This is a genomic window from Streptomyces sp. NPDC058470 (genome assembly GCF_042721055.1).
In the GTDB taxonomy this organism is placed as follows: domain Bacteria; phylum Actinomycetota; class Actinomycetes; order Streptomycetales; family Streptomycetaceae; genus Streptomyces.
In genome coordinates this window covers 251,007-277,181 of the sequence record NZ_JBHXMF010000001.1, presented here as the reverse complement: position 1 = coordinate 277,181, position 26,175 = coordinate 251,007, and the positions used below count along the sequence as shown (strand labels likewise).

Annotated in this window: 21 protein-coding genes; 16 read left to right on the top strand and 5 right to left on the bottom strand. The window is 69.4% G+C overall.

Annotation, left to right across the window (positions count from 1 at the left end; genetic code table 11):
• Positions 1-207 precede the first annotated feature (207 nt).
• Entirely contained in the window at positions 208-1,437 is a 1,230-nt protein-coding gene (locus tag ACFWP7_RS01230) for a GNAT family N-acetyltransferase (RefSeq protein WP_384374012.1), read from the top strand.
• Between the two features lie 295 nt (positions 1,438-1,732).
• On the opposite strand, the gene ACFWP7_RS01225 is transcribed toward ACFWP7_RS01230, so the two are convergent.
• Positions 1,733-2,542: an Fpg/Nei family DNA glycosylase gene (locus ACFWP7_RS01225; protein ID WP_384374009.1), complete on the bottom strand. Its 810-nt coding sequence runs from the start codon at positions 2,540-2,542 to the stop codon at positions 1,733-1,735.
• Between the two features lie 201 nt (positions 2,543-2,743).
• The gene (locus ACFWP7_RS01220; RefSeq protein WP_384374006.1) at positions 2,744-3,229 is read right to left on the bottom strand and encodes a ribose-5-phosphate isomerase; all 486 of its coding nucleotides are present in this window, start codon (positions 3,227-3,229) and stop codon (positions 2,744-2,746) included.
• A gap of 219 nt (positions 3,230-3,448) precedes the next feature.
• Between ACFWP7_RS01220 and ACFWP7_RS01215 the strand changes: the two genes are divergently transcribed.
• Positions 3,449-4,930, top strand: coding sequence for an amino acid permease (locus ACFWP7_RS01215; protein WP_384374003.1), 1,482 nt, complete (start codon positions 3,449-3,451; stop codon positions 4,928-4,930).
• 22 nt (positions 4,931-4,952) lie between these two features.
• Here ACFWP7_RS01215 and ACFWP7_RS01210 read toward each other — a convergent pair whose 3' ends face one another.
• A complete protein-coding gene (locus ACFWP7_RS01210; RefSeq protein ID WP_384374000.1) occupies positions 4,953-6,941 on the bottom strand; it encodes a protein kinase in 1,989 nt (662 codons plus the stop codon).
• Positions 6,942-7,182: 241 nt separating this feature from the next.
• On the opposite strand from ACFWP7_RS01210, the gene ACFWP7_RS01205 reads away from it, so the two are divergent.
• Positions 7,183-7,899 carry a hypothetical protein gene (locus ACFWP7_RS01205; protein ID WP_384373997.1) on the top strand — a complete coding sequence of 239 codons (717 nt, stop codon included), beginning with the start codon at positions 7,183-7,185 and terminating at the stop codon, positions 7,897-7,899.
• Positions 7,900-7,996: 97 nt separating this feature from the next.
• Here the strand turns inward: ACFWP7_RS01205 and ACFWP7_RS01200 are convergent, their stop codons facing one another.
• Entirely contained in the window at positions 7,997-8,584 is a 588-nt protein-coding gene (locus ACFWP7_RS01200; RefSeq protein WP_384373994.1) for a biotin transporter BioY, read from the bottom strand.
• A gap of 611 nt (positions 8,585-9,195) precedes the next feature.
• Between ACFWP7_RS01200 and ACFWP7_RS01195 the strand changes: the two genes are divergently transcribed.
• The 12 genes from ACFWP7_RS01195 (at position 9,196) to ACFWP7_RS01140 (ending at position 22,518) form a co-directional block, all read left to right on the top strand.
• Positions 9,196-10,422: an ROK family protein gene (locus ACFWP7_RS01195; protein ID WP_384374135.1), complete on the top strand. Its 1,227-nt coding sequence runs from the start codon at positions 9,196-9,198 to the stop codon at positions 10,420-10,422.
• A gap of 454 nt (positions 10,423-10,876) precedes the next feature.
• Positions 10,877-11,950 (top strand): ABC transporter substrate-binding protein, encoded by a 1,074-nt coding sequence (locus ACFWP7_RS01190; protein ID WP_384373991.1) that lies wholly within the window; start codon positions 10,877-10,879, stop codon positions 11,948-11,950.
• Between the two features lie 5 nt (positions 11,951-11,955).
• Positions 11,956-12,813 (top strand): ABC transporter permease, encoded by an 858-nt coding sequence (locus tag ACFWP7_RS01185; protein ID WP_384373988.1) that lies wholly within the window; start codon positions 11,956-11,958, stop codon positions 12,811-12,813.
• A complete protein-coding gene (locus ACFWP7_RS01180) occupies positions 12,789-13,535 on the top strand; it encodes an ABC transporter ATP-binding protein (RefSeq protein WP_384373985.1) in 747 nt (248 codons plus the stop codon). The genes ACFWP7_RS01185 and ACFWP7_RS01180 overlap by 25 nt, the downstream gene beginning before the upstream one ends.
• On the top strand, positions 13,532-14,890 hold the full coding sequence (locus ACFWP7_RS01175; protein ID WP_384373982.1) for an LLM class flavin-dependent oxidoreductase: 1,359 nt from the start codon (positions 13,532-13,534) through the stop codon (positions 14,888-14,890). Before ACFWP7_RS01180 ends, ACFWP7_RS01175 begins: the two co-directional genes overlap by 4 nt.
• 33 nt (positions 14,891-14,923) lie before the next feature.
• Positions 14,924-15,823: a TauD/TfdA dioxygenase family protein gene (locus ACFWP7_RS01170; protein ID WP_384373979.1), complete on the top strand. Its 900-nt coding sequence runs from the start codon at positions 14,924-14,926 to the stop codon at positions 15,821-15,823.
• A 112-nt stretch (positions 15,824-15,935) separates the two neighbouring features.
• The gene (locus ACFWP7_RS01165) at positions 15,936-16,577 is read left to right on the top strand and encodes a superoxide dismutase (protein ID WP_384373976.1); all 642 of its coding nucleotides are present in this window, start codon (positions 15,936-15,938) and stop codon (positions 16,575-16,577) included.
• Between the two features lie 218 nt (positions 16,578-16,795).
• Entirely contained in the window at positions 16,796-19,006 is a 2,211-nt protein-coding gene (locus ACFWP7_RS01160; protein WP_384373973.1) for an MMPL family transporter, read from the top strand.
• 5 nt (positions 19,007-19,011) lie between these two features.
• A complete protein-coding gene (locus ACFWP7_RS01155; protein ID WP_384373970.1) occupies positions 19,012-20,220 on the top strand; it encodes a sensor histidine kinase in 1,209 nt (402 codons plus the stop codon).
• Positions 20,217-20,870: a response regulator gene (locus ACFWP7_RS01150; protein ID WP_384373967.1), complete on the top strand. Its 654-nt coding sequence runs from the start codon at positions 20,217-20,219 to the stop codon at positions 20,868-20,870. Before ACFWP7_RS01155 ends, ACFWP7_RS01150 begins: the two co-directional genes overlap by 4 nt.
• A 472-nt stretch (positions 20,871-21,342) precedes the next feature.
• Positions 21,343-22,077 carry a dienelactone hydrolase family protein gene (locus tag ACFWP7_RS01145; RefSeq protein ID WP_384373964.1) on the top strand — a complete coding sequence of 245 codons (735 nt, stop codon included), beginning with the start codon at positions 21,343-21,345 and terminating at the stop codon, positions 22,075-22,077.
• A 222-nt stretch (positions 22,078-22,299) separates the two neighbouring features.
• Positions 22,300-22,518, top strand: a complete 219-nt coding sequence (locus ACFWP7_RS01140) for a hypothetical protein (protein ID WP_384373961.1) — start codon at positions 22,300-22,302, stop codon at positions 22,516-22,518.
• An 18-nt stretch (positions 22,519-22,536) separates the two neighbouring features.
• Here the strand turns inward: ACFWP7_RS01140 and ACFWP7_RS01135 are convergent, their stop codons facing one another.
• Positions 22,537-23,211, bottom strand: a complete 675-nt coding sequence (locus ACFWP7_RS01135) for a DsbA family protein (RefSeq protein WP_384373958.1) — start codon at positions 23,209-23,211, stop codon at positions 22,537-22,539.
• 137 nt (positions 23,212-23,348) lie between these two features.
• On the opposite strand from ACFWP7_RS01135, the gene pepN reads away from it, so the two are divergent.
• A complete protein-coding gene (gene pepN, locus ACFWP7_RS01130; RefSeq protein WP_384373955.1) occupies positions 23,349-25,943 on the top strand; it encodes an aminopeptidase N in 2,595 nt (864 codons plus the stop codon).
• Positions 25,944-26,175: the final 232 nt, after the last annotated feature.

Here is a 26,175-nt window from a genome sequence, read left to right as displayed (position 1 = left end):
GACCAGGTGCTTGGCACGGGAGGTCCCACTTGTCCCCCGTCCGAGCGCTCAACTTCACAGAGAAATCCACAGAAGACATCCAGCGAACGTCCAGCAGACGTCATGGAAGACCTCATGGAAGACGTCGTACAGGACCTCGCACAAGGCGTCCGTGACGGTGGGGGAAATTCCCTGGCTCGTACCGCATTGCCCTGGTAGGCATGGCCCATGACGACTGACGTGCGGGTACTTCAGCAGACCGAGTGGAACGCGTGGTACGACAACCTGGTCCTCGCCTTCGGCGGAGTGCCGGAGCCGTCCGACGAGCGTGGACTGGACAACGCACTCACAGAATACGACCGTTCCATCGGAGTCTGGGACGGTGACCGGGTGGTGGGCACCGCGAGCGCGTTCTCCTTCCGCGTCACGGTGCCGGGCGGCGCCTCCGTACCGGCCGCCGGCATCACGATGGTGAGCGTCGCGGCCACCCACCGGCGGCGCGGGGTACTGCGGTCCATGATGCGGCGCCAGCTGGACGACATCCGCTCGTGGGGCGAGTCGCTCGCTGTCCTGACGGCGTCGGAGCCGGCGATCTACGGCCGGTTCGGCTACGGCGTCGGGACGTATCAGTTCAACGCCGAGATCGACACCAGTCGCGTACGACTGTCCGTGCCGCCCGGCACCGACGACGTACACCTGCGGTACGCCGCACCGGCCGATGTCCTCGACGCCTGCGAGGCGGTCTACGCGCGGTTGGTGCCGGGGCGTCCGGGCATGCTGGCGCGGCGGCCCGGCTGGGAGCAGCTGGGGCTGCTCGACCCGGAGAGCAGGCGGGACGGCGCATCGCCGTTGCAGTGTGTGGTCGCCGAGCGGGACGACGAGGTCGTGGGCTACGCCCGGTACCGGGTCAAGCCGGAGTGGGATGCGTCCGGGCCCAAGGGCACGGTCGTGCTGGAGGAGTTGGAGGGTCTCGACCCGGCGGCGCAGGGCGCGCTGTGGCGGTTCCTCTTCGAGATCGACCTGACGTCCACACTCCGCACCCGTGGCCGGCCCGTCGACGATGCCTGGCAGCACATGGTCTCCGACATCCGTCGCTGTAGTCCGCGACTGAGGGACGCACTGCATGTGCGGCTCGTCGAGGTCGGCGCCGCGCTGGAGGCGCGGACGTACCAGACGCCGGTGGACCTGGTGTTCGAGGTCGAGGACACGTTCTGCCCCTGGAACGAGGGGCGTTGGCGGCTCTCGGGTGACGCGAAGGGGGCGTCCTGCGTGCGTACGGAGGATCCGGCCGATCTCGCCTTGTCCGTACGGGAGTTGGGGGCGGCCTATCTGGGCGGGGTGTCCGTGGCCTCGCTCGGGGCGGCGGGGCGGGTGCGGGAGTTGCGGCAGGGGGCGCTGGTCGAGGCCTCGGTGGCATTCTCGTCGGCCCTCGCGCCCTGGCTGCCACACGGGTTCTAAGGCAAGTCGTCGGCCCTCGCGCCCTGCCTGCCGCACGGGCTCTAAGGCAAGCCGTCGGCCCTCGCGCCCCGGCTGCCACACGGGCTCTAAGGCAAGTCGTCGACCCTCGCGCCCTGCCTGCCGCACGGGCTCTAAGGCAAGTCCTCGGCCCTCGCGCCCCGGCTGCCACACGGGCTCTAAGGCAAGTCCTCGGCCCTCGCGCCCTGCCTGCCGCCCGGGCTCTAGGGGCGGTCCTGGGACTGCCGGTCCTGGGGTTGCCAGCCGCGGGACTGCTGGTCCTGGAGTTGCCGGCCCCCTAGGGCTGCTGGCAGCGCGGGCACCAGAAGAGGTTGCGGGCGGCGAGATCGGCCGTGCGGATCTCGCCGCCACAGATGTGGCAGGGCAGGTGGGCCCTGCGGTACACGTACACCTCGCCGCCGTGGTCGTCCACGCGGGCTGGGCGGGCCATGGCCTCGGGGGTGTGTTCCGGGCGGACCGTGTCGATGCGGTTGTTGCGGACGCCCTCGCGCATGAGGTCCACGAGGTCGGTCCAGATCGCGTCCCACTCGGCGCGCGTGATGTCCTTGCCCGTTCGGTACGGGTCGATGCCGTGCCGGAAGAGGACTTCGGCGCGGTAGACGTTGCCCACACCCGCGATGATCTTCTGGTCCATGAGGAGGGCGGCAATTGTCGTACGGCTGCGGGCGATTCGGTGGTACGCGGTTGACGGGTCGGCGTCGGGGCGGAGGGGGTCCGGGCCGAGGCGGTCGTGGATCGCCTGCTTCTCGTCGTCCGTGATCAGGGCGCAGGTCGTGGGGCCGCGGAGGTCGACGTACGCGGTGGGGTTGGCGAGGCGGAGTCGGACGGTGTCCGTGGGTGGGGGTGCGGGGGCGTCGCCGAAGGTGACCTTGCCGAAGAGGCCGAGGTGGATGTGGATCCAGTCCTCGGCTCCGAAGTGCAGGAAGAGGTGTTTGCCGTGGGCGTCGGCGGAGTCGAGTTCGGTGCCGTCGAGGAGGGCTGCGGCGTCTGTGAACTTGCCCTGCGGGCTGGTGACTTGGGTGATCCCGCCGGCGAACCTGGCCTCGTAGTCCTCGGCCAGGCGATGGATCGTGTGCCCTTCGGGCACGGGGGCCTCCTGCGTGTGTGCTCCGGCGGGGCGTGGAGTTTTTCGCCCCCGCCGCCCCTACCCGTCCCTTGTTCCTGGGGGCTGCCGCCCCCAGACCCCCGCCGTCGCGCTGAACGCGCTCGTCCTCAAACGCCGGCCAGGCTGAAAGATCTCCAGCCTGGCCGGAGCTGAAGAGTGCCGCCGCGGCAGGGCGGCGAAAGGTCAGGTCTGTGGGTGGTGGGCCGGGATGGGGGGGAGGTCGCCTGTTGATTCGTAGGCCGTGAGCATGTTGATTCGGCGGATGTGGCGTTCGTCGCCGGAGAACGGGGTGGTGAGGAAGGTCTCGACGAACTTCGTCGCTTCTTCCTCGGAGTGCATACGGGCGCCGACGGCCACGACGTTGGCGTCGTTGTGCCGACGGCCCAGGGAGGCGGTCTCCTCGCTCCAGGCGAGGGCGGCACGCACGCCGGCGACCTTGTTCGCGGCGATCTGCTCACCGTTGCCGGAGCCGCCGATCACGATGCCGAGGGAATCGGGGTCCGCCGCCGTCCGCGACGCGGCGCGGAGGCAGAAGGGCGGGTAGTCGTCCTGGGCGTCGTAGATGAGGGGTCCGCAGTCGACGGGCTCGTGCCCGGCGGCCTTGAGCCACTCGACGAGGTGGTTCTTCAGTTCGAGACCGGCATGATCGGAGCCGAGATACACACGCATGGTTCGAGTGTGACACGGCTGTTTCCGATCGGCCTCGTCGGGTGTCATCCGCGAAAACTGTGAGCAACACCATGGAACCTCAAGGAAACCTCAAGTAACGATCTGGATTCAAAGGTTCACGAATTCCTTTACCTCCGATTCACTGGACCGGCTCGTACGCCCCAGTTACCCCGCTCGTACGGGCGATCTGCTCACCCGGCGAAAAGGAATCCCCCTCATATGACCTCGCAGCCGACCCCCACGAAGGCCGCAAGCGGCCCCGACGGCCCCGGAGAACCCGGTGGCGGCCTCCAGGCCGGACTCAAGAACCGTCATCTGTCGATGATCGCCATCGGCGGTGTCATCGGAGCCGGGCTCTTCGTGGGTTCCAGCTCCGGTATCGCCACCGCCGGGCCCGGCATCCTCCTCTCGTACGCCTTGGTGGGGACACTCGTCGTCCTTGTCATGCGGATGCTCGGCGAGATGTCCGCCGCGAATCCGACGTCAGGTTCCTTCTCGGCGCACGCCGACCGCGCGCTCGGGCGCTGGGCCGGATTCTCGATCGGCTGGCTGTACTGGTTCTTCTGGGTGGTCGTGCTGGCCGTCGAGGCCACCGCCGGGGCCAAGATCCTCGAAGGGTGGATTCCCGCCGTTCCCCAGTGGGGGTGGGCGCTCATCGTGATGCTCGTCCTCACCGCGACGAACCTCGTGTCCGTGGGGTCGTACGGCGAGTTCGAGTTCTGGTTCGCCGGGATCAAGGTCGTGGCGATCGGCGCGTTCATCGTGATCGGCGGGCTCGCCATCTTCGGCGTACTGCCGGGTGTCGACGCCGAGAAGGCCGGGCTCGGGAATCTCACCGACCACGGCGGTTTCCTGCCCAACGGGCCCGGCGCGATCCTCACCGGTGTGCTGCTGGTCGTCTTCTCCTTCATGGGCAGTGAGATCGCGACCCTTGCCGCCGGTGAGTCCGAGGACCCGCAGCGCGCCGTCACCAAGTCCACCAACAGCATCATCTGGCGCGTCGGCGTCTTCTACCTCGGCTCGATCCTCGTGGTCGTGGCCCTGCTGCCGTGGAACGACCCGTCGATCAAGGAGCAGGGCTCCTACGTCGCCGCCCTCGACTCCCTCGGTATCGCGCACGCCGGTCAGATCATGAACTTCATCGTGCTGACCTCCGTACTGTCCTGCCTCAACTCCGGGCTCTACACGGCCTCCCGGATGGCGTTCTCGCTCGGGCAGCGGCGCGACGCGCCGAAGGCGTTCGCCAGGACCACCTCGCGCGGTGTGCCGATGACCGCCATCATCGTCTCGGTCGTCTTCGGCTTCGTGGCCGTCTTCTTCAACTACAAGTTCCCGGACTCGGTCTTCCTCTTCCTGGTCAACTCCTCCGGTGCGGTCGCCCTGTTCGTCTGGCTCGTCATCTGCTTCTCGCAGCTGCGGATGCGGAAGATCATCCAGCGCGAGTCGCCGGAGAAGCTCGTCGTGAAGATGTGGCTGTACCCGTATCTGACCTGGGCGACGGCCGCGCTGATCGTGTTCGTGCTCGGCTACATGCTGACCGACACGGAACACGACGGCCGGGAGACGGTCCTGCTGTCCCTGCTCGTCGCGGCGGTGGTGCTCGTGATCGCCGTGATCCGGCAGCGGACGGGAGCCGGCGCCCCGCCCGTGCGCCACATCGCCGACGAGCCTCATGACGACACTCCGGTGAAGGTCGGCTGAGTCGGCCGTATCTCCCTGCCGTCTAGAGCACGGTGAAGTTCTTCTTCACCTGTTCGTAGACCTGGCGCGCCTGGTTCTCTATGTCCGGCTGGTACCAGGTGTTGACCTGGTACGACTTCCCGTCGGCGTCGAAGCCGAGCAACTGGGCGTGCCAGGGCGTCCCTTGGAGTGTGAAGAGGTACTCCCAGACGATCGCGGGCCGGCCCCGGAAGGTCGTCTCCTCCAGGCGGATCTTCTGATAGCCCTGCCCCTGGCGGGCGTTCTGCTCCGAGGTCTGCCAGGTCTCCATGAGGTCGCCCTTGGCGAGGGAGGACTTGGCCGCGAGCTCCTGTTTGCCGTCGGGCGAGGTGTAGTGCACCTCGGAGCCCGTCTTCGTGTCCCGCCGCCAGCCCTTGGGCGTCACCCACGCGTACCCGCCGGCCTCGCGGTGCGCGCCCGGGGGCAGGCTGGGCGGACGCGAGGTGCCCTCGACGGTGGGCGAGGCGCTGCCCACCGAGCCTGTCGGCGCCGCTGAGGGCGAGGAGCCCGCCTTGTTGTCGTCGGGCGGACCGCCGGTCGCCGCCACGACCAGCCAGACGGCCACTCCCGCCGCGGCCACGGCGCTCGCGGTGACCAGTCCCAGGCGGCGCCGGCTCGGGCGCGGGCCGGCGGGCACGGCGGGGCCGGGGAGTTCGCCGGGGGGCATCGACGTGGGGACGGACGCCGACCGGATCTGGACCTCCGTCACCGCCTCCGCAGAGGGGGCGGAGGAGGGGGTTGTCGAGCCGACCTCCGCACGCAGTTCGGAGGGGACTTCGGTGGAGGCGTTGGCGGCGCTACGGGGGTCCCCTGTGCCGGGGGGCTCGGGCGGCGCTTCCTCGTCTGCGAGCGGCGGCTGCTTCGACCGTGGCTTCTTGAAGTCGAGCGAGCTCTTCCGCGTCGGGGCGTGCTGCGCCGGTATCGCGTCCTGTATGAGATCGGGCTCGGGCTCGGGATCCGTCCGGGGCTCGGGCTCACGCGTGGGCTCGGGCTCGTACGCGGGGTCCGGCTGCCGTACCTCGCTCATGAACTCCGCGTCCAGGAGTACGGGCGTGGGCGCCTCGGCCTGGGCCTGGACCGGTGGAACGGGGGGCGCGGTCTCCGGCGCTTCGTGCGCCGGCTCGGGGCCGGGGGCGCGGTCCGACCCCGGGGCGTCCGGATCGGGAGCGGCTGCTCCGGCCTCGGCCGCTTCTCCCGCGGCGAATACCTCTCCTGCCCCCGGTGCCGGTGCCGGTGCCGGTGCCGGTGACACCAACCGTCGTAGTTCCGCCTCAAGTTCCTCCAGGCCGGGGCGGGTCGACGGCTCCTTCTCCAGGAGTTCCGCCAGGATGTCGCGCAACTCGCCGGCAGAGGCGGGGAGTTCGGGTTCCTCGTACAGCACGGCGTGCAGGGTGGCCAGGGTGGTGGCGCGGGAGAAGGGGGAACGGCCGCCGAGTGCCGCGCAGAGGGTCGCGCCCAGGGACCACACGTCGGAGGGCGGGCCCTGCGGGCGGCCCGAGATGCGTTCGGGTGCCATGTAGTCGGGGGAACCGACCAGCATCCCGGCCATGGTCAGCGCCTTCGTGTCCTGGATCGCGGCGATGCCGAAGTCGGTCAGGACGACGCGGCGACCGCTCCGCTCGACCAGGACGTTGCCCGGTTTGATGTCGCGGTGCAGCACTCCCCCGGCGTGCACCTGGCGCAGCGCCACGACCAGTTCGAGCCCGATGCGGGCCGCCTCGCGCGTGCTGAGCGGCCCGTCCTCCACCACGATCTGCTCCAGCGAGCGGCCGGCGACCAGTTCCATGACGATCCAGAGCCGCTCACCCTCGTCCACGACGTCGTAGATGCGTACGACGTTGGGGTGGTCGATCCGGGCCGTGGCCCTGGCCTCACGCAAGGTGCGTTCCCGGCGGGTGCGGGTGTCCTCCGGGTCGAGTCCGTCTATCCGCATTTCCTTGACGGCGACCTGCCGGTCGAGCATTTCGTCGGCGGCTCGCCACACCCGCCCCATTCCCCCCTGCCCAATACTCTCGGCCAGCCGATAACGTCCCGTCACCAATAACCCCGGAACACCGCCCTGCACATTCCCCGGCAATCCCAGCACCCCCTCAACACCCGTCACAATCGCCCGTCACATCAGAAGCAATCAGAAACACAATGGTCACACTTCATGCCGTACCAGCATAGTGCGGAGAAATCTTGTGGTACCTCTTCAAGTACTGCGAATTCAGGCGCAGCCAAGGGGGACGAACATGGGTTCTCGTCGTACGACGATCATCGCTGGATCGCTGCTCACGGCATCTTTCTCGGCCGTGATGATCCTTTCCTACACCGCTGTGGCGGACGATCAGGGGCCGGGGAGCAGTAAAGGGGGAAAGGCGGTCGACGAGGCACCGGCGGGTGTAAAGCTGACCACGCTGCTGCCGGAGAGTATCTCCGCGGACAACAGTTCACAGAGGACGGCGATTACCGCCACCGTGAAGAACGAAGGGACCAAGGAAAGCGGCGACATCAGGCTTTTGGTGGTCGGTTTCGACGGTCTGACGGTCAAAGGTGTGAAGGGCTGTTCCGCGATCGCCGAAGGGGATCTTCCCGAAGGATCGAACAGTGGTTTCAGTTGCGCCGTCGGCAATCTCGCGGCGGGCAGGTCGAAGTCGTACGACGTCGACGCCACCTTCGATCTGAGCAGGACCGGAAAGATCTGTCTGCCGGTGCAGACGAGCGACGGGGCGAAGACGTACTGGCAGCAGGGCCCGGTGCCGTTCGGTACGACCAACCCGTCGCCGAACGCCCCGGCCACCCCGCTGCTGCTCGGCACCGACAACACTCCGGTGGCACCCGGCGGTGACGAGCTGCCCAGGACCGGCGGCGGGAGCGACGTTCTGCCGCTCGGCGCGGCGGGCGCGGCGCTGGTCTCGGCGGGGGCGGCCGGCCTGTGGTGGGTCCACCGGCGGCCTGAGCAGCGCTGAATCGAGCTGAATTGAGCTGGATCGAGAAGTGAAGGGCGAAGGGGCTGGGGGCCGCACAAGGCTCCCAGCCCCTTCGCGCTGCTTCACCCGCTGAACGTCAGCGGTTGATGAACTTCCAGGCCGTGGGTAGCACGCCCATCGCCAACGCCGCCTTCAGGGCGTCGCCGAGCAGGAACGGGGTGAGGCCCACCGCGACGGCCGTGCCGAGCGACATGTCGGCGGCGGTGGCCAGGTACGGGACGCCGATCGCGTAGATGATCGCCTCGCCCAGCAGCATCGTGGCCGCCATGCGCAGGACCGAGCGGTCGGCACCGCGGCGGGCGAGTGCGCCCACGACGGTGGCGGCGAGCAGCATGCCGAGGATGTAGCCGAACGACACGGTGGCGCCCGAGGAGCCGCCGGCGAACCACGGGACGCCGGCCAGGCCGAGCAGTGCGTACGTGGCGAGGGAGAAGAGGCCCCGGCTGGTGCCGAGGGCGGTGCCCACGAGGAGTGCCGCGAAGGTCTGGCCCGTCACCGGCACCGGGGAGCCCGGCACGGGGAGGGCGATCTGGGCGGCGAGGCCGGTGAGGGCGGCGCCGCCGAGAACCAGGGCGGTGTCCCTGACGCGGGAGGCGGGGAGCAGGTCGGCGAGGACCTCGCCGGGGCGTATGCCCGTTCGGGGGGTGGCGGCAGCGGTGCTCATGGGGACTCCGGCGGGGTGACGGGCAGGTTCGGGACACGGTGACGCTATCCCAGGGGGGTGTGGGCGATCACCGTCAGCGGTCGACAAAGGGAGGAGCGGGGGGTTGGTCGGCTTCTCACAAAGGGTGGCGGGTACACCCGCGAGGGCGTGATGCTGGTCACTGAGGTGACGTCGGTTTGGGTGCGGGGCGGGGTGAGCCGGGACTGTGGGGTCCCGCCAAAGGTTTTTCGCCCCCTCCGCCCCTGCCCGTTCCCGTTACTTGGGGGCTCCGCCCCCAAACCCCCACTCCTCAAACCACCACTCCTCAAACGCCGGAGGGGCTGACTCCAGACCGACAGCGGGGGCCCGGGGCGGCAGCCCCCGGAATCGGGACGGGAAGGGCCGGAGGGGGCGAAGAAACCCGCCCCTAGCAGGATCCGCCGGACAACGCCTACCCTCGACCCATGGTTGCCCAGGCTGAGAACTTCGCGTCGCGTCGCTATGTCGACCTGCGCCGCCAGGGCACGGCCACCTGTCGCCGCACGGTGTAGGCGGGACGGAGCGGATCCGGCTCGCCGAGACGAAGACGGCGCAGTGTCGGACCGGCCCCGAGGAAGTTCTCCATGCTCTCCATGCCCCGTACCGCGGCACCTCCCCGAACGCCCCCTCCCAGCACTCCCCATCGAGCCGCCGACAGCGCGCGTCGCAGGACCAGCGCCAGTGTCATCCTGCGGTCCGTACTGGAGCACGGGCCGGTCGCCCGGAGCACCGTCGCCCGGCTGACCGGGCTGTCTCCGGCGTCGGTGACCGACTACTGCGCGCAGTTCGCGGGGCTCGGTCTGATCCAGGAGGCGCCCGCGCCCCGGCAGTCGAAAGGGGTGGGGCGCCCGCACGTACCGGTCGACCTGGACGACGCCCGCTTCGTGGTCGGCGGAGTGCACGTGGCGGTGCCGTACACGACGGTCGCGCTGCTCGATCTGCGCGGCCGGGTGGTGGCGGAGCGGGAGTTGAGCCACAGCGATGGCACCGAGCCCGGCCGGGTGCTGGCGAACGCCGCCGACGGGCTCGGCGCGCTGCTGGCCGACGTCCCCGGCCGTACGCCGCTGGGCGTGGGCGTGGCGACCGGCGGCTGGGTGGACCGGGACTCCGGGACCATCGTGGAGCACCCCATGCTGGGCTGGCATGAGGTCGCCGTCCGGGATGCGCTCGGCGCGCGTACCGGGCTGCCGGTCCATGTGGACGGCCACGCACGGGCGTTGGTCAACGGTGAGCGGCTCTTCGGGCGGGCGCGCGGCAGCCGGAGCGTGTTGCATCTGTTCGTCGGCAATGTGGTGGACGCGGCCTTCGCCACCCATGACGAGGTGCACTATGGTCCCCGCTCCCAGGCCGGTGCCATCGCCCATCTGCCGCTCGCGGGCGGCACGGAGCGGTGCGGCTGCGGCCGGACCGGCTGCCTCCAGGCCGAGTTGAGCGAGCGGACGCTGTGCCGGCGGGCCCGCGAGGAGGGGGTCATCGCCGGCGTGAACCCGATGCACGTCGTGGCCGCGGCGGCGGAGGGCGACCGGGTCGCCGTACGACTGCTGCTGGAGCGCGCCCGGATGATCGGGCGGGCCGCGGGGCTGCTGCTCGACGTGCTCAATCCGGAGACCGTCGTCGTCACCGAGGTCGGTGTCATGTACCGGGAGGACTGTCTGCGGGCGCTGCGCGAGGCGGTCGGGCGTGATCGGGCGGCCGCGGTCGTGCCGACCAGTTTCCCGGAATCCGTACTGGCCGTGGCCGGCGGTTCGGTGGCTCTCGACGTGTTCTACCGGGATCCGCTGGGCGCGTCGCCGGAGCCGATACCGGGGCTCATGCCATGACCGGGGCCAGGACCAGGACCAGGACCGTCGTCGGAGCCGATACCGACGCCGGGGCCGGGACCGATACCGACGCCGTCGCGGATACCTGGGCCGACGCCGAGGCCTTCACCGGGGCCGATTTAATTCAGAAACTCCGAATGTTGACAGGCCTTACGGGCGACAAGGAGCATCCTTCTCATGAGCAGCTCGCGAGTGCAGGTTCCGCTCACCAAGTGCCGTGTCATCGACCTCATGCGGGTCGCACGCGCGCTTTGTTGCTGACGCGTTGACGCACTGAATCACGCACTGACGCACTGACGTTCAGTCGAACACTCGGGTTCTCCCTGCCGCGCCTTCGGCGTGTATGTCCTCGCCCTCGGCAGGTCTCTCCTCATGCGCTCATTCACCTTTCCCGGCCCTGCCCTGTCCGGAATTCCGCGCGTCTTCCTGCCACTTGAATCCCCGGAGTACTCCCATGCCACCACTGTCCTCCTCCGCGTCCGGTATCGACCGGCGGCTGTTCCTGTCCTCCCTGCTCGGCGCCGCCGCTGTCGCCGGCCTCAGCGGCTGTGCGGGCAGCAGTGCCGCCAGCACCTCGGCCAAGGGGTCCACGTCCGCCCCGCTGGCCGCCAACGTTCCCTCCGGTACGAGCCTGAAGATCGCCTCGTACCAGGGCCGGCAGCAGGTCCAGTTCAAGCTGGCGGGCCTCGACGACCTGCCGTTCACCGTCGCCGACTGGCCGAACATCGGCGCAGGGCCCGATGTCATCAACGCCTTCCGCGCCAAGTCCCTGGACCTCGCCAACAACGCGGGCATCCCGCCGATCCAGGCGCACTACCAGGGCTTCGACGCGAAGATCGTCGCGATCAACATCACCCGCAAGCCCAACTACGCCTTCGCCACCAAACCCGGCAGCGACATCCAGGACGTCCAGGGCTTCAAGGGCAAGAAGCTGGCCTTCTCGCAGGGCCAGGCACAGGGCGTCGTACTCCTGCGCGCCCTGAAGGAGGCGGGGCTGGCGTACGACGACGCGGAGCTGGTGCCGCTGACCAGCAACCAGTTCCTCACCGCGCTCCAGTCCGGCCAGGTGGACATCGCCCCGCTCGGCAACGAGCAGGTGCCCGCCTACCTCAAGCAGTACGAGTCCAAGGGCGCGCACACCATCGCCACCGACGTCGTGGACCTCCTCAACCTGCTGTGGGCGCCCACCTCCGTCCTCGCCGACTCCGCGAAGGCCGCCGCGGTCGCCGCGTACATCCCGCGCTGGGCGCAGGGCACCGTGTGGGCGTACGAGCACCCCGACGAGTGGAACGAGGAGTTCTTCGTCAAGACGCAGAACCTCACGCTCGCACAGGCGCAGTCGATCACCGAGCTCGCCAACAAGCCGCTGTATCCGCCGAGTTGGGACGAAGCGGTGAAGTGGGAGCAGGAGACCGCCGATCTGCTGGCCGAGGGCGGCTTCGTGAAGGCGTTCAAGGTCGACTCGCTCTTCGACCGGCGCTTCGAGGGCATCGCGGCGAAGTCCGTACCCGCCGAGTACCGGAGTTGACCGCCATGACCACCACCACGACCAGCACACTGCCCACTGCGGCCACCGTTCCTGTGAAGGTCACGCGGAAGCCCGCTCGCACCCGGCGCCGCGGACTCGCACCCGGCAAGCGGCTGCCCGCCTCCTCCGTCATCGGCCCCGCCCTGTTCCTCGGCCTCTGGGCCGCCGCCTCGGCCGCCGGACAGCTGGACCCCGGCGCGATACCGGCGCCCTGGACGGTCCTCGGCACCGCCGGTCGCCTGTGGACGGACGGCACACTCCCCACGGATGTGCTCACGTCCCTGGAACGCGCCGGATACGGGTTCGCCCTCGGCCTGACCGCCGGGGTGGTCCTGGCGCTCGCGTCCGGGCTCAGCCGGATCGGCGAGGCGCTGATCGATGGGACGGTGCAGCTCAACCGGGCCATCCCGACGCTCGGTCTGATCCCGCTGTTCATCCTCTGGCTGGGCATCGGCGAGACCTTCAAGATCGCGATCATCTCCATCGTCGTCTACATCCCGATCTATCTGAACCTGCACTCCGCGCTGTCCGGCATCGACCACCGCTATGTCGAACTCGCCGAGGTCCAGGGGCTGTCCAGGGTCGCTTTCGTGCGGCAGATCGTCATCCCCGGCGCACTGCCCGGCTTCTTCGTCGGACTGCGGCTCGGGGTGACGGGGTCCTGGCTGTCCCTGGTCGTCCTGGAGCAGATCAACGCCACCAACGGACTCGGCTACATGATGTTCCAGGCCCAGAACTACGGCCAGAGCGACGTCATTCTCGTCGGTCTGCTGATCTACGGGGTCTTCGGTCTGGTCTCCGACAGTGCGGTCCGTCTCATCGAACGGAGGGTGCTGTCATGGCGACGCACGCTGAGCAACTGACATCCACTCAGAAAAAGCCCACCGTCCAACTCCGGGGTCTGACACGCTCCTTCGACGGCCGCAAGGTCCTCGACGACATCGACCTCGACCTCCCGGCGGGCCAGTTCACGGCCCTGCTCGGGCACAGCGGCTCCGGCAAGAGCACTCTGCTGCGGGCCATCGCCGGCCTCGACCACACCGTCGTCGGCAGCGGCCAACTGACCGCCCCGGAACGGGTGTCGGTCGTCTTCCAGGACTCCCGGCTGCTTCCCTGGCGCCGGGTCCTGGACAACGTACTGCTCGGCGCGGACGGCAAGGAGGCCGCCGAACGCGGTCGCGCCGCGCTCGCCGAGGTGGGCCTCGCGGGCCGCGAAAGGGCCTGGCCAAACGAGCTGTCCGGCGGCGAGGCCCAGCGCGCCGCACTGGCCCGCTCTCTGGTCCGTGAACCCGAACTCCTCCTTGCCGACGAGCCGTTCGGCGCACTGGACGCACTCACCCGGATCAAGATGCACGTCCTGCTGCGCGAGCTGTGGGAGCGCCACCGGCCCTCCGTGCTGCTCGTCACGCACGACGTGGACGAGGCGATCGTGCTCGCCGACCGGGTGCTCGTGCTCGACCGGGGGCGTATCGGCCTGGATCTGACCGTCGACATCCCCCATCCCCGCTCGTATCGCGACCCCCTGCTCGGCGAGTACCGCGAGCGACTGCTCGCCGCCCTGGGCGTCACGGAGGACCACAAGTGACCAACTCGGCCGGCACTCCCCGCCAACTTCACCTGAACGCCTTCCTGATGAACACCGGGCACCACGAGGCCTCCTGGCGGCTGCCCGAGAGCGACCCTTACGCGAGCGTCGACCTCGGGCACTACGTCAACCTCGCCCGTATCGCGGAACGCGGCACCTTCGACTCCCTCTTCCTCGCCGACGGCCCGGTCCTGTTCAACAGTGTCGGCCAGCGCCCGTCCGGCACCCTCGAACCCATCACCCTGCTCACGGCGATCGCCACGGCCACCCAGCACATCGGCCTGATCGCCACCGCCTCGACCTCGTACAACTCCCCCTACAACCTGTCCCGGAGATTCGCCTCCCTCGACCACCTCAGCGGTGGCCGGGCCGGCTGGAACATCGTCACCACCGCCGGCGCCGAGGCCGCCCGCAACTTCGGGCTCGACGACGAGCCCGCCCACGCCACCCGCTACGAGCGCGCCGCCGAGTTCCTCGAAGTGGCGCTCAAGCTCTGGGACAGCTGGGAGGACGACCTGGTCGTCGGCGACAAGGCGACGGGCGTCTGGGGCGACGAGCGGAAGCTTCATCCGCCGCGCCACAAGGGGACCTACTTCAGTGTCGAGGGCGCCCTCAACGTCCCCCGTACGCCGCAGGGTTACCCGCTGCTCGTGCAGGCGGGGTCCTCCGACGACGGCAGGCGCTTCGCGGCCCGGTACGCGGAGGCGGTGTTCACCGCGCAGCAGACCCTCAAGGACGCGCAGGACTTCTACGCCGACCTCAAGTCCCGTACGGGCAAGGCCGGCCGGGACCCGGACCACATCAAGATCCTGCCCGGCATCGTCCCGGTCATCGGCTCGACCGAGGCCGAGGCGCGCGCACACGAGCGAGTGCTTGAGGACCACATCGTGTACGAGCACGGTCTCTACCGCCTGGAACACCTGCTTCACCTGGAGCCGGGCACCCTCCAACTCGATGCCCAACTGCCCGCCGACCTGCCGCCGGAGAGCGCCATCGAGGGCGCCAAGAGCCGCTACACGCTCGTCGTCGAACTCGCCCGGCGCGAGCGGCTCACCGTCCGCGAGCTCATCGGCCGGCTCGGCGGCGGACGCGGGCACCTGACGTTCACCGGCACGCCCGAGCAGGTCGCCGACGCGATCGAGGACTGGTACCGGCTCGGCGCCGCGGACGGCTTCAACATCATGCCCGCCGTGCTGCCGTCCGGCCTCGAACTCTTCGTCGACCAGGTCGTGCCGATCCTGCGTGCCCGCGGTCTGCTCCGCAGCGAGTACGGGCCGCGGCAGACCCTGCGGGAGCGGTACGGGCTTCCGCGGCCGGCCAACCAGTACGCAAGCCCCGTACTCGCCGCCCACTGAGACCGCCCGCGTCCGAACCGAGAGGACCCGCACATGTCCGAGATAGAGTTCCGCAAGGTCACCGCGAAGATCGGCGCGCAGATATCCGGCGTCGACATCGCCAAGCCCCTCGACGACGAGACCATCGCCGCCGTCCGCGCCGCCCTCAACGAGCACAAGGCGCTGGTCTTCGACGCCCACGGCCTGGACGACGAGGGCCAGCAGGCCTTCGCCCGCCAGTTCGGCGACCTCACCACCGCGCACCCGACCGTGCCGGCGGTCGACGGCGCCCCGAACGTGCTGCCCGTGGACAGCGAGCGGGGCCGCGCCAACCACTGGCACACTGACGTCACCTTCGTCCTCAACCCGCCCCAGGCCAGCACCCTGCGCAGCATCACCATCCCGCCGTACGGCGGTGAGACCCTCATCGCCAACTCCGCGGCGGCCTACCGCGATCTGCCCGAGCCGCTGCGCCACCTCGCCGACAGCCTCTGGGCCGAGCACACGAACGACTACGACTACGCGGTGCCGGACGAGGAGATCGACGAGGAACAGGCCGAGCAGCGCGCCCAGTTCACGTCCATCAACTTCCGCACGGCCCACCCGGTCGTCCGGGTCCACCCGCTGACCGGCGAACGGGGGCTGTTCATCGGCGGGTTCGCGCAGCGGATCCTCGGCCTGTCGCTGGGCGAGTCCCGCAAGATCCTCGACATCCTCCAGGCGTACGTCACCCGGCCCGAGAACATCCTGCGCTGGCGCTGGTCCCCGGACCAGCTCGTCCTCTTCGACAACCGGATCACCCAGCACTACGCCATCGACAACTACGACGGACAGCCCCGCCGCCTGCACCGCGTGACCGTCGCCGGTGACGTACCGGTCGGCGTCGAGGGCAAGGAGAGCTACTCGATCTCAGGAGACGCCTCGCACTACACCTCGGTCACGACAGTCGAGTAACCAGGCGGCTCCCCCGTCCCCCGAAAGGCCCTCGCATGCGTCACGCGAGGGCCTTTTTGTTGCTAGCGTGTAGTTGCACATAGATTGCAATAAGAGGTCGAGGGGACCCGCCATGCCCGTCTACACACTTCCCGAGCTGCCGTACGACTACTCCGCACTCGCCCCCGTGATCAGCCCCGAGATCATCGAGCTGCACCACGACAAGCACCACGCGGCGTATGTGAAGGGTGCGAACGACACGCTCGAGCAGCTCGCGGAGGCGCGCGACAAGGAGGCGTGGGGTTCGGTCAACGGGCTGGAGAAGAGCCTGGCCTTCCACCTCTCCGGCCACATCCTGCACTCGATCTACTGGCACAACATGACCGGTGAGGGCGGCGGCGAGCCGCTGGCCGCCGACGGCTTGGGCGATCTGGCGGACGCGATCACCGAATCCTTCGGTTCCTTCGCCGGGCTCAAGGCCCAGCTGACCAAGGCCGCCGCGACCACGCAGGGGTCCGGGTGGGGCGTCCTCGCGTACGAGCCGCTGAGCGGGCGTCTCGTCGTCGAGCAGGTCTACGACCACCAGGGCAACGTCGGCCAGGGCTCGGTCCCGGTCCTCGTCTTCGACGCCTGGGAGCACGCCTTCTACCTGCAGTACAAGAACCAGAAGGTCGACTTCATCGACGCCATGTGGGCCGTTGTCAACTGGCAGGACGTGGCGCGGCGTTACGCCGCCGCGAAGTCCCGCGCCGATGTGCTGCTGCTCGCCCCCTGAGGCCAGCCCTTCGGGGCAACGCCCTTCGGGGCACGCATAAGCGTCCTGCTCGTGATCGTCTTCTCACCCTTCACGTGGCAGGCGGATGGAAGGAAAGCCCCCGCGAGGACATGACTCGCGGGGGCTTTCCCCGTCCCCGGGGTCCACCGACTGGTGGACGGCAAGTTCAACCGACTACCTCTGTCCGTCAACTGCCCATGCCAGCGAGGCTCTTGGGCATGAACTCATTCACTGTGCGGGTGGCGCGCTGGAGCGCTCATCACCCCTGGCGGGCCATCATCGGGTGGCTGCTGTTCGTGGCGCTGTGCCTGGCGGCCGGCAGTGCCGTCGGCATCAACAGCGCGAAGACGGCGGACTATCGGGTCGGCGAGGCGGGCCGCGCGGAGGCCATGGCGGCCGAGGGGCAGCTCGAACGCCGGTCCACGGAGCAGGTGCTGATCTCCGCTCGGTCCGGTGCCCTCGACAGAGGCGCTGCCGAAGCCGCCGCGGAGGACCTCACCGCCCGGATGGAGCGGCTGCCCGAGGTCGCGAGCGTGGCCGACCCGCTGCTGTCCCGGGACGGCCGGATCCTCATGGTCGAGGTGGCCGTGCAGGGCGAGGAGCGGGACGCCAAGGACAAGGTCGACGCGCTGGTCGCGCAGACCGGGGCCGTGCAGCAGGCGCATCCCGATCTGCTGCTCCAGGAGACCGGAAGTCCCTCCATCAGCAAGGGAGTCGACCAGCAACGTGGCGAGGACCTCGCGCTCTCGGAGGCGATCACCCTCCCCGTCACGCTGATCACGCTGCTGATCGTGTTCGGGTCCGTGACCATGGCCGGTGTGCCGCTGCTGCTGGCCCTGTCGTCGATCGCGGCGGCCGTCGGGCTCTCGATGGTGGCCTCGCACCTCTCCCCCGACACCGGGGTCGGCATGAACGTCATCCTGATGATCGGCCTCGCGGTCGGCGTCGACTACACGCTCTTCTACCTCAAGCGGGAGCGCGAGGAGCGTGCCCGCGCCGGTGGCCGGCTGAGCTCCGAGGCGCTGGTCGAGCTGGCCGCGGCAACCTCGGGCCGGGCGGTGGTGGTCTCCGGGCTGGCAGTCGTGGCCTCCACGGCGACGCTGTATCTGGCCTCGGACGTGATCTTCTCCTCGCTCGCCACCGGCACCATCGTGGTCGTCCTGGTCGCGGTGGCCAGCTCCCTGACGGCGCTTCCCGCGCTGCTGGTCAAGCTCGGCAGGCGGGCCGAGCGCAAGGAGCGCCGCCGTGCCGAGCGCGGGAAGCCGGTACGGCGACGGGCGCGGGGCGGCGAGGGCGGCGAGGGCGGCGGCCGGGTCTGGACCGCACTGCTGCGGCCCGCGAGCAGGCACCCCCTGGCCACCCTCTGTGTGTCGGTCCTCGCGCTGCTCGCGCTCGTCACCCCGCTGGCCGGGCTGAAGATCACGGAGATGAGCCGGGACACGCACTCGCGCGAGATCCCCGCGATGCTGGTGTACGACCGGCTCAACGAAGCGTTCCCCGAGCAGCGCGTGACGCACCAGATCGTCGTACGCTCCGACGCCGACCGCGTCCAGGAGGTCACCGCGTCACTGCAGGAACTTGCCCAACTCGCCCACGCCGACCCCCTGTTCACCGGCTCGGAGCGGATACGCACCTCCACCGACCGGCGCACCAGCGTGCTTGAGCTGAAGGTGCCGTATCTCGGCAACTCCGATGAGGCGTACGACTCCCTCGACCACCTCCGCGACGACTATCTGCCCGCCACCGTCGGCCGCGTCGACGGCGCCGAGTTCGGCGTGAGCGGTGACGTCGCACGCTACGCCGACTATCCCGCCCACCAGAACAGCAAACTCCCGCTGGTTCTCGGGGCGTTGCTGCTCGTGACCTTCGCGATGACCGTGTACGCGTTCCGGTCGGTGGTGCTCGGACTGATCGGTGTCGTACTGAATCTGCTGTCCGCCGCCGCGGCGCTCGGACTGCTCGTCCTGGTGTTCCAGGGGAGTTGGGCCGAGGGACTGCTGGACTTCCACTCCACCGGCTCGATCGGCTCGCGCGTGCCACTCTTCCTCTTCGTGATCCTCTTCGGACTCTCCATGGACTACCAGGTGTTCGTGGTGAGCCGGATCAGGGAGGCCGTGCTCGCGGGCGCGGCGACGCGGCAGGCGGTGCTCGACGGGATCCGCAGCTCGGCGAGCGTGGTGACCAGCGCCGCCGTCGTGATGATGACCGTCTTCGTGAGCTTCGCCTTCCTCCACATCATCGAGATGAAGCAGATCGGTTTCGTGCTCGCGGCGGCCGTGCTGCTCGACGCCTTCATCGTCCGGATCATGATTCTGCCGTCGGCGATGCTGCTGCTCGGGGAGGCGAGCTGGTGGCCCTCGCGGGGAATGGGGCAGGCGAGAATTCCTGAGCGGACGGCCCCCGAGATGCCCTTGGCCGACGTACGTTGATCGTCATGACCCCTCTCACCGGGCCCCTCGCCGACACGTTCTGGGCCACCTCGCTGCGCCGCTGGAACACGGTGTGCTGGGCGCTGTTCGCCGCGATGGCCGTGGGGCTCGTGACGATGGACCCGCCCGGTGGGAGCAAGTACGGGGCGCTCGCGCTGCTCGGCTGCGTGGTGCTGAGTTACACGGTCCTCGACCGCTTCCCGGACAATCCCGTCGTACGTCCACACGTCTACCTCTCGGTGCTGGCGCTCGCGCTCGGCGGACTCGCCTATCTGCGCAGCAGTTACGCGGCGCTGTTCATCGTGACGCTGCCGCACTACTGGATGTTCGGGCGCTCCCCAAAGGCCTCGATGGGGTTCCTCGGGCTTGCCACCGCCACCACGGTGACCGGGAGTTGGATCCAGCAGGGCTGGACGGCGGAGTTCTTCGGCGAGACCCTCGTGTCCACGCTGATCGTGGTCGCCGTGGGAGTGCTGCTCGGGCTGTGGGCCCACGCGGTGGTCGCACAGAGCGCCGAACGGGCGCAACTGATCGAGGAGTTGGAGCTGGCACAGACCCAACTGTCCGAGGCGCACCAGCGGCAGGGCGCGGCGGACGAACGGGAGCGGATGGCCCGGGACATCCACGACACGCTCGCGCAGGGCTTCGCCTCGATCATCGTGCTCGCCGAGGCGGCCCGGGCGGGGGTCGCCGACGATCCGCAGCGAAGTGCCCAGCAGTTGCGCTCGATCGAATCCACGGCACGGGAAAACCTGGCGGAGGCAAGGGAGTTGGTCAGCTCCGGTGCTCAACCGGGCCACTTCGCGGCCGGTTCGGTGGCACAGACCCTGCGCCGCACACTGGACCGCTTCGCGGAGGACACCGGGCTCGTCGTGGACGCCGAGCTGGCGGACCTCGACTGCGACCAGCAGACCCGGATCGCGCTGCTGCGCTGCACCCAGGAGTCCCTGGCCAACGTACGCAAGCACGCACGCGCGTCCACCGTCGGTGCGGTGCTGGCCCGGCAGCCGTACGGCGTGGAACTGGAGATCACCGACGACGGGACCGGGTTCATGGTGGAGGAGTCGACGGGCTTCGGGCTCGACGGAATGCGCAAGCGGCTGGCGGAACTGGGCGGGAGGCTCACCGTGACGAGTTCGGTGGGGGACGGGACGCGGGTCCTGGCGGTGATTCCCATGGAGGCGACGGCAGTGGAGAGCAAGGTGGCGGTGTGAGCGGCACGAGTGGCGGCGGAGCAGGACTGCGCATCGTCGTGGTGGACGACCACGCCGTGATGCGGGCGGGAGTCGTCGCCCTGCTCGCCGCCGAGGACAGCATCGAGATCGTCGGTGAGGCGGGCGACGGGCGGGCGGCGCTCGAACTGGTGGAGCGGTACGACCCCGATGTCGCGCTGGTCGACCTGCGGATGCCGGTGCTCGACGGGGTGGCGACCACCGCGGAGATCGTCAGCCGCTTCTCACGTACGCGGGTGCTGATCCTGACGACGTACGACACCGACGCCGAGATCGAACGCGGGGTCGAAGCCGGGGCCATCGGCTATCTCCTGAAGGACACCACCCGCGAGCAGCTGGTCGACGCGATCCACGCGGCGGCGCGCGGCGAGACCGTGCTCGCACCCCGAGTGGCCGAGAAACTGGTCGCCCGTATGCGCCAGCCCGCCCCGGTCCCGCTCACGGCCCGCGAGACGGACGTCCTGAACGCCGTGGCGGACGGCCTCACCAACGCCGAGATCGGGCGCCGGCTGGTCATCGCCGAGGCCACCGTCAAGACGCACCTGCTGCGCCTGTTCGCCAAGCTCGACGTGAACGACCGGACGCGGGCGGTGGTGGTGGCGATGGAGAAGGGGTTGCTGCGGCGCGCGTAGCTGCTCCCACGCGCACTTCAGGTACTCAGAATCCGCGTCCTGATCTCGCAAGCAACGACCGCTGAACAGCACTTGTGACGCGGTGATGAGATTCCCGGGTCGGTATGGGGGGAGCGGAGCGTCAAGTGTCTCGACGTGTGGTGCGGACCTTGCAGTCGCAAGATCGGTATTCCCGTCACGGGCAGTGTGTCGACCGGGCACAGAGACCGAGGTGTTGGCGGAGATCGTTCTCGCCAATGGCACGGTGGCCCGGGGAGAGCTGGCATCTCTTCAGTCCGATGGGCTACGTTGTGCAGCGATGACTACCGGGACCTCATTGCGCCACACACGGATTGGTGACCCGGCGCTCCGCTGAGCGCCGTACGGGCCGGTGTCGGCCCACTGTTGGATCGAGGATCCGGCGCTGCTGCGCGGGATCCGCCTCCTGTCGTGTTGATCACCGCTCGACACGTCAACCACGACAGGAGAACTCATGCCCATCAAGACGCTGCACATTCCCACCGCGGACGGCCAGGCCGACGCTTTCGCCGCCTTCCCCGACGGTGGTGAGCGGCACCCTGGGGTGCTGATGTACGCGGACGGCTTCGGCATCCGGCCCGTGCTACGGGAGTTGGCCCACGAACTGGCTGGGCACGGGTACTACGTGCTCGTCCCCAATCCCTTCTACCGGCACGGCCCGGCACCGGTGATCGCGCTTCCCGAGCACATCGGAGACGAGGTCAGGCCCGCGATCTTCGCCCAGCTGATGCCCTTGATCGAGGCGCACACCACCGACCGTATTCTGAGCGACGCCGACGCCTACCTCAGGTTCCTCACCACCCAGCCCGAGGTCGGCGCCGGTCCGGTCGCGGTGACCGGCTACTGCATAGGCGGCCTCCCGGCGATGCGCACCGCCGCGGCCCACCCCAACCAGGTGGCCGCCGTCGCCGCATTCCACGGCCCCGTGGGCGTCGACGGGCCCGAGCTCTTCTCCAAGCTCACCGCCCAGGTCCACCTCGGTCACGCCGAGGGCGACATGACGCCCGAGGCCCTCGGCGAGCTCAACCGGGCCCTGGACGCCGCGGGGGTCGGCTACACCTCCGAGATCTACCCCGACACCATCCACGGCTTCACCATGTCCGACACCGATGCCTTCAACCCCGCCGCACTCCAACGACACTGGGACCGCCTGCTCCCCCTCCTCGACCGCACCCTGGCCGGCCGTTGAGGCTCCAGCCTGGATACCGGCCCTGAAGCACACGGCTCCGAGGCCACGCCCCGTTTCCGCCCGTACGGCGCTTGAGAACGAGGCCGTGCAGGCCGACAGCGGGGATCTGGGGGCGGTAGCCACCAGAAACGGGACGGGCAAGGGCGGAGGGGTCGAAAAAACCTCCACCGGCCCCGCGGGCGCTTACGCTCGCGGGGCCGGGCGTCTTTCAAGGAGGCGTACATGCCGTACAAATGGTGCAAGAACTGCCGCAGGATGCGGGACTTCCGCCGTCTGGAGAGCGACGCGGAACGCGCGGCGACCAGGGAGGCGGTCAAGCAGACCACCGTGGACGCCTACATCCGCTGCGCCCACGAAGGCTGCGTACGAGTCCAGCGACGCGGCAGGAGCAGCGAGGGCGGAGACCTCCCCGACGGGTTCCGGATCCCCGCCGCCGAGTAGGACCTGGCCGAGCAGGACCTAAAGGTTGCTGAAGTCCGGCCCCGCCGTCCGCGAGCGCTTGATCTCGTAGAAACCGGGCGTGGACGCCACGAGCAGCGTGCCGTCCCAGAGCCTGGCGGCGGCCTCGCCCTTGGGCGCCGGGGTGACGACCGGACCGAAGAAGGCGATCTGCTCGCCGTCGGCGCCGGGGACGGCGATGACGGGTGTGCCGACGTCCTGGCCGACCTTGTCGATGCCCTCCTTGTGGGAGGCCCGCAGCTCGGCGTCGAACTCGAAGTCCTCCTGGTCGGCGTAGTCGAGCAGGGACGCCGGAAGACCGACCTCGTCGAGCGCGGCGGCGACCGCCTCGAGGGTCGGACCCTGGCCCTCATTGTGGATGCGGGTGCCGAGCGCGGTGTAAAGGGGGCCCAGGATGTCGTCGCCGTGCTTCTGCCAGGCGGCGGTCACCACCCGGATCGGCTTCCAGGCCTTGGTGGCGAGCAGCTCGCGGTACTCCTCGGGCAGCTCGTCCAGCCTCGGCTCGTTCAGCACGGCGAGGCTCATGATGTGCCAGTGCACCTCGATGTCCCGGACCTTCTCCACTTCCAGGACCCAGCGCGAGGTCATCCAGGCCCAGGGGCACAGCGGGTCGAACCAGAAGTCGACGGGGGTCTTGCCGGAACCGGAACTCGTCTGGGCGGTCTGCTCGGGCATGGTTCTCCTCGGAAAGTGGTGTTACCGGAGCCAACACCGTCGGTCACCCGACCCATTCCCGGGTGCCCGGTGTCAGGGGCACATGGCAGGATCGGCACTGTACCGACCTGTCCGGCCAGCCCTGAGGGAGTGCCCCCGTGCCCGGTGAGAATCTGTCCCGCGACGAGGCCCGGGAACGGGCGGCGCTGCTGTCCGTCGACGGGTACGAGGTGTCCCTCGACCTGCGCTCCGCCGTCGGGGACCATGCCACCGGCCCGGCCACCGATGGGGCGCCGCGCACCTTCCGCTCGGTGACCACCATCCGCTTCCGCTCCGCCGAGCCGGGCGCCACCAGCTTCGCCGACCTGATCGCGCCGAGCGTGACGGCCCTCTCGCTGAACGGCAAGGATCTCGATCCCGGCGAGGTCTTCGACGGGAACCGGATCGCCCTCGAAGACCTCCAGGCGGACAACGAACTCGTCGTCGACGCCCAGTGCGCCTACTCCCGCACCGGCGAGGGCATGCACCGCTTCGTCGACCCCGAGGACGGCGAGGTGTACCTGTACACGCAGTACGAACCCGCCGACTCCCGCCGCGTCTTCGCCAACTTCGAACAGCCCGACCTCAAGGCCCCGTTCCGCTTCGAGGTACGGGCCCCCGAGGGCTGGACCGTGTGGAGCAACGGCGCCGGTGAACTCACCGACGGCGTCTGGAAGTTCGCCGAGACGAAGCCGATCTCGACATACATCACCGCCTTCGCGGCCGGCCCGTACCACTACGTGACCGACACCTACACCCGCACCTTCGACGACGGTACGACGCTGGAGATCCCGCTCGGCGCAATGTGCCGCAAGGGTCTGGCGCCCTACTTCGACTCCGAGGACGTCTTCCTCGTCACCAAGCAGGGCCTGGACTTCTTCCACGAGCACTTCGACTACCCGTACCCCTTCGGAAAGTACGACCAGGCCTTCGTGCCGGAGTACAACCTCGGCGCGATGGAGAACCCCGGACTGGTCACGTTCCGCGAGGAGTTCATCTTCCGCGGCAAGGTGACCCAGGCGTCGTACGAGGGCCGGGCGAACGTCATCCTGCACGAGATGGCGCACATGTGGTTCGGCGACCTGGTCACCATGGAGTGGTGGGACGACCTGTGGCTCAAGGAGTCCTTCGCCGACTTCATGGGCGCGTTCTCGCTGGTCGGGGCGACCCGCTTCAAGGACGGCTGGATCACCTTCGCCAACCGCCGCAAGGCATGGGCCTACCGCGCGGACCAGCTCCCCTCCACGCATCCGATCACGGCGGACATCCGCGACCTCCAGGACGCCAAGCTCAACTTCGACGGCATCACGTACGCCAAGGGCGCCTCCGTACTGAAGCAGCTCGTCGCCTACGTCGGCCAGGACGCGTTCCTGGAGGGCGCGCGCCGCTACTTCAAGCGGAACGCGTACGGCAACACGCGCCTCGGCGATCTGCTGTCGGTCCTTGAGGAGACCAGCGGACGCGACCTGGCGTCCTGGGCGCGGTCGTGGCTCCAGACGGCCGGGGTCAACTCCCTCACCCCGCAGGTGATCCTGAGCGCGGAGGGCCGGATCACCGAGCTGGCCATCCTCCAGGAGGCCGCGGAATCCCATCCCGAACTGCGCCCGCACCGGGTGGCGGTGGGCCTGTACCGCCGGACGCCGGATGGCGCGGTGGAGCGGTACGCGCGGGCCGAGCTGGACGTCGAGGGACCCCGTACGGTCGTCGCCGAGCTGGTGGGCGCCGAAGCCCCGGACCTCGTCCTGGTCAACGACGACGACCTGACGTACTGCAAGATCCGTTTCGACGAGGGCTCGTTGGCGACGCTGCGGGAGCGGCTCGGCGAGATCACGGATCCGCTGGCGCGCGCCCTGTGCTGGTCGGCACTGTGGAATCTCACGCGTGACGCCCTCGTGCCGGCCCGCGACTTCCTCGACCTGGTGCTGCGCTTCGCGGGACGCGAGTCCGACATCGGTGTCCTGCAGATGCTGCACGCCTGGGCCGACTCGGCGCTCACCTTCTACGCGGCGCCCGACTGGCGTGCGGAGGGCGAACGCCTGCTCTCCGAGGGTGCGTTGAAGGAGCTGCGGTTCGCGGAGCCGGGCAGTCAGCACCAGCTGACCTGGGCCCGTTTCTTCGCGCGGGTCGCGTCCGGCGCGGCCGATCTCCAGCTCCTTCGGGGCCTGTTGGAGGGCACGGCGAAGATCGACGGGCTCGATGTCGACCAGGAACTGCGCTGGGCGTTCCTGGAACCGCTGGCCGCGCACGGGGGCGCCGACGAGGCCGTACTGGCCGCCGAACTCGCCCGCGACGACACGGCGTCCGGCAAGCGCCACCAGGTCCGCTGCCTCGCCGCCCGCCCCTCGGCGGCGGTCAAGGCCCAGGCCTGGGCCTCCGTGGTCGAGTCCGACGCCCTCTCGAACGCCCTGATCGAGGCGACCATCGCGGGCTTCGACCAGCCCTCTCAGCGGGAGTTGCTCGCTCCGTACGCCACGAAGTACTTCGCCGCGATCGAGCGGGTCTGGGCGGACCGCTCGATCCAGATCGCCATGGACGTCGTGAAGGGACTCTTCCCCTCCTTCCAGGACTCCCAGGAGACCCTGGACGCGACGGACGCGTGGCTCGCGGCCCACGAGAGCGCGGCACCGGCGCTGCGCCGGCTGGTGCTGGAGGCGCGCGACGATCTGGCCCGCGCGTTGCGGGCGCAGGCGGTTGATGCGGCGGCCGCGGGCTGACGTAGGAGACCACCCTGAGGGCACCGGTTGTGGCCGATGCCCTCAGGGTGGTGAATTACCGGCGCACTCAGTGGTTACGAAGTACAGATATACAGACCCGTAACCTCCCGTGCCCCCCATCCGGAGCAGCGCCTTTCGGCAGTCGAACGCCCGTACTTTAGGGCGAGCTTGTCCGGATTTGTCGACGAGCGTGTAACAGCGGTTAGAGGGCGGCCCCGGCGCGGGAAACCCC

What these genes read in the sequence shown, in the direction of transcription:
- ACFWP7_RS01230 (WP_384374012.1), top strand. Translation starts at nt 208, where the DNA reads ATGACGACTGACGTGCGGGTACTTCAGCAGACCGAGTGGAACGCGTGG.
- ACFWP7_RS01220 (WP_384374006.1), bottom strand. Translation starts at nt 3,229, where the DNA reads ATGCGTGTGTATCTCGGCTCCGATCATGCCGGTCTCGAACTGAAGAAC.
- ACFWP7_RS01215 (WP_384374003.1), top strand. Translation starts at nt 3,449, where the DNA reads ATGACCTCGCAGCCGACCCCCACGAAGGCCGCAAGCGGCCCCGACGGC.
- ACFWP7_RS01210 (WP_384374000.1), bottom strand. Translation starts at nt 6,941, where the DNA reads ATGGGGCGGGTGTGGCGAGCCGCCGACGAAATGCTCGACCGGCAGGTC.
- ACFWP7_RS01205 (WP_384373997.1), top strand. Translation starts at nt 7,183, where the DNA reads ATGGGTTCTCGTCGTACGACGATCATCGCTGGATCGCTGCTCACGGCA.
- ACFWP7_RS01200 (WP_384373994.1), bottom strand. Translation starts at nt 8,584, where the DNA reads ATGAGCACCGCTGCCGCCACCCCCCGAACGGGCATACGCCCCGGCGAG.
- ACFWP7_RS01195 (WP_384374135.1), top strand. Translation starts at nt 9,196, where the DNA reads ATGCCCCGTACCGCGGCACCTCCCCGAACGCCCCCTCCCAGCACTCCC.
- ACFWP7_RS01190 (WP_384373991.1), top strand. Translation starts at nt 10,877, where the DNA reads ATGCCACCACTGTCCTCCTCCGCGTCCGGTATCGACCGGCGGCTGTTC.
- ACFWP7_RS01185 (WP_384373988.1), top strand. Translation starts at nt 11,956, where the DNA reads ATGACCACCACCACGACCAGCACACTGCCCACTGCGGCCACCGTTCCT.
- ACFWP7_RS01180 (WP_384373985.1), top strand. Translation starts at nt 12,789, where the DNA reads ATGGCGACGCACGCTGAGCAACTGACATCCACTCAGAAAAAGCCCACC.
- ACFWP7_RS01170 (WP_384373979.1), top strand. Translation starts at nt 14,924, where the DNA reads ATGTCCGAGATAGAGTTCCGCAAGGTCACCGCGAAGATCGGCGCGCAG.
- ACFWP7_RS01165 (WP_384373976.1), top strand. Translation starts at nt 15,936, where the DNA reads ATGCCCGTCTACACACTTCCCGAGCTGCCGTACGACTACTCCGCACTC.
- ACFWP7_RS01160 (WP_384373973.1), top strand. Translation starts at nt 16,796, where the DNA reads ATGAACTCATTCACTGTGCGGGTGGCGCGCTGGAGCGCTCATCACCCC.
- ACFWP7_RS01155 (WP_384373970.1), top strand. Translation starts at nt 19,012, where the DNA reads ATGACCCCTCTCACCGGGCCCCTCGCCGACACGTTCTGGGCCACCTCG.
- ACFWP7_RS01145 (WP_384373964.1), top strand. Translation starts at nt 21,343, where the DNA reads ATGCCCATCAAGACGCTGCACATTCCCACCGCGGACGGCCAGGCCGAC.
- ACFWP7_RS01140 (WP_384373961.1), top strand. Translation starts at nt 22,300, where the DNA reads ATGCCGTACAAATGGTGCAAGAACTGCCGCAGGATGCGGGACTTCCGC.
- ACFWP7_RS01135 (WP_384373958.1), bottom strand. Translation starts at nt 23,211, where the DNA reads ATGCCCGAGCAGACCGCCCAGACGAGTTCCGGTTCCGGCAAGACCCCC.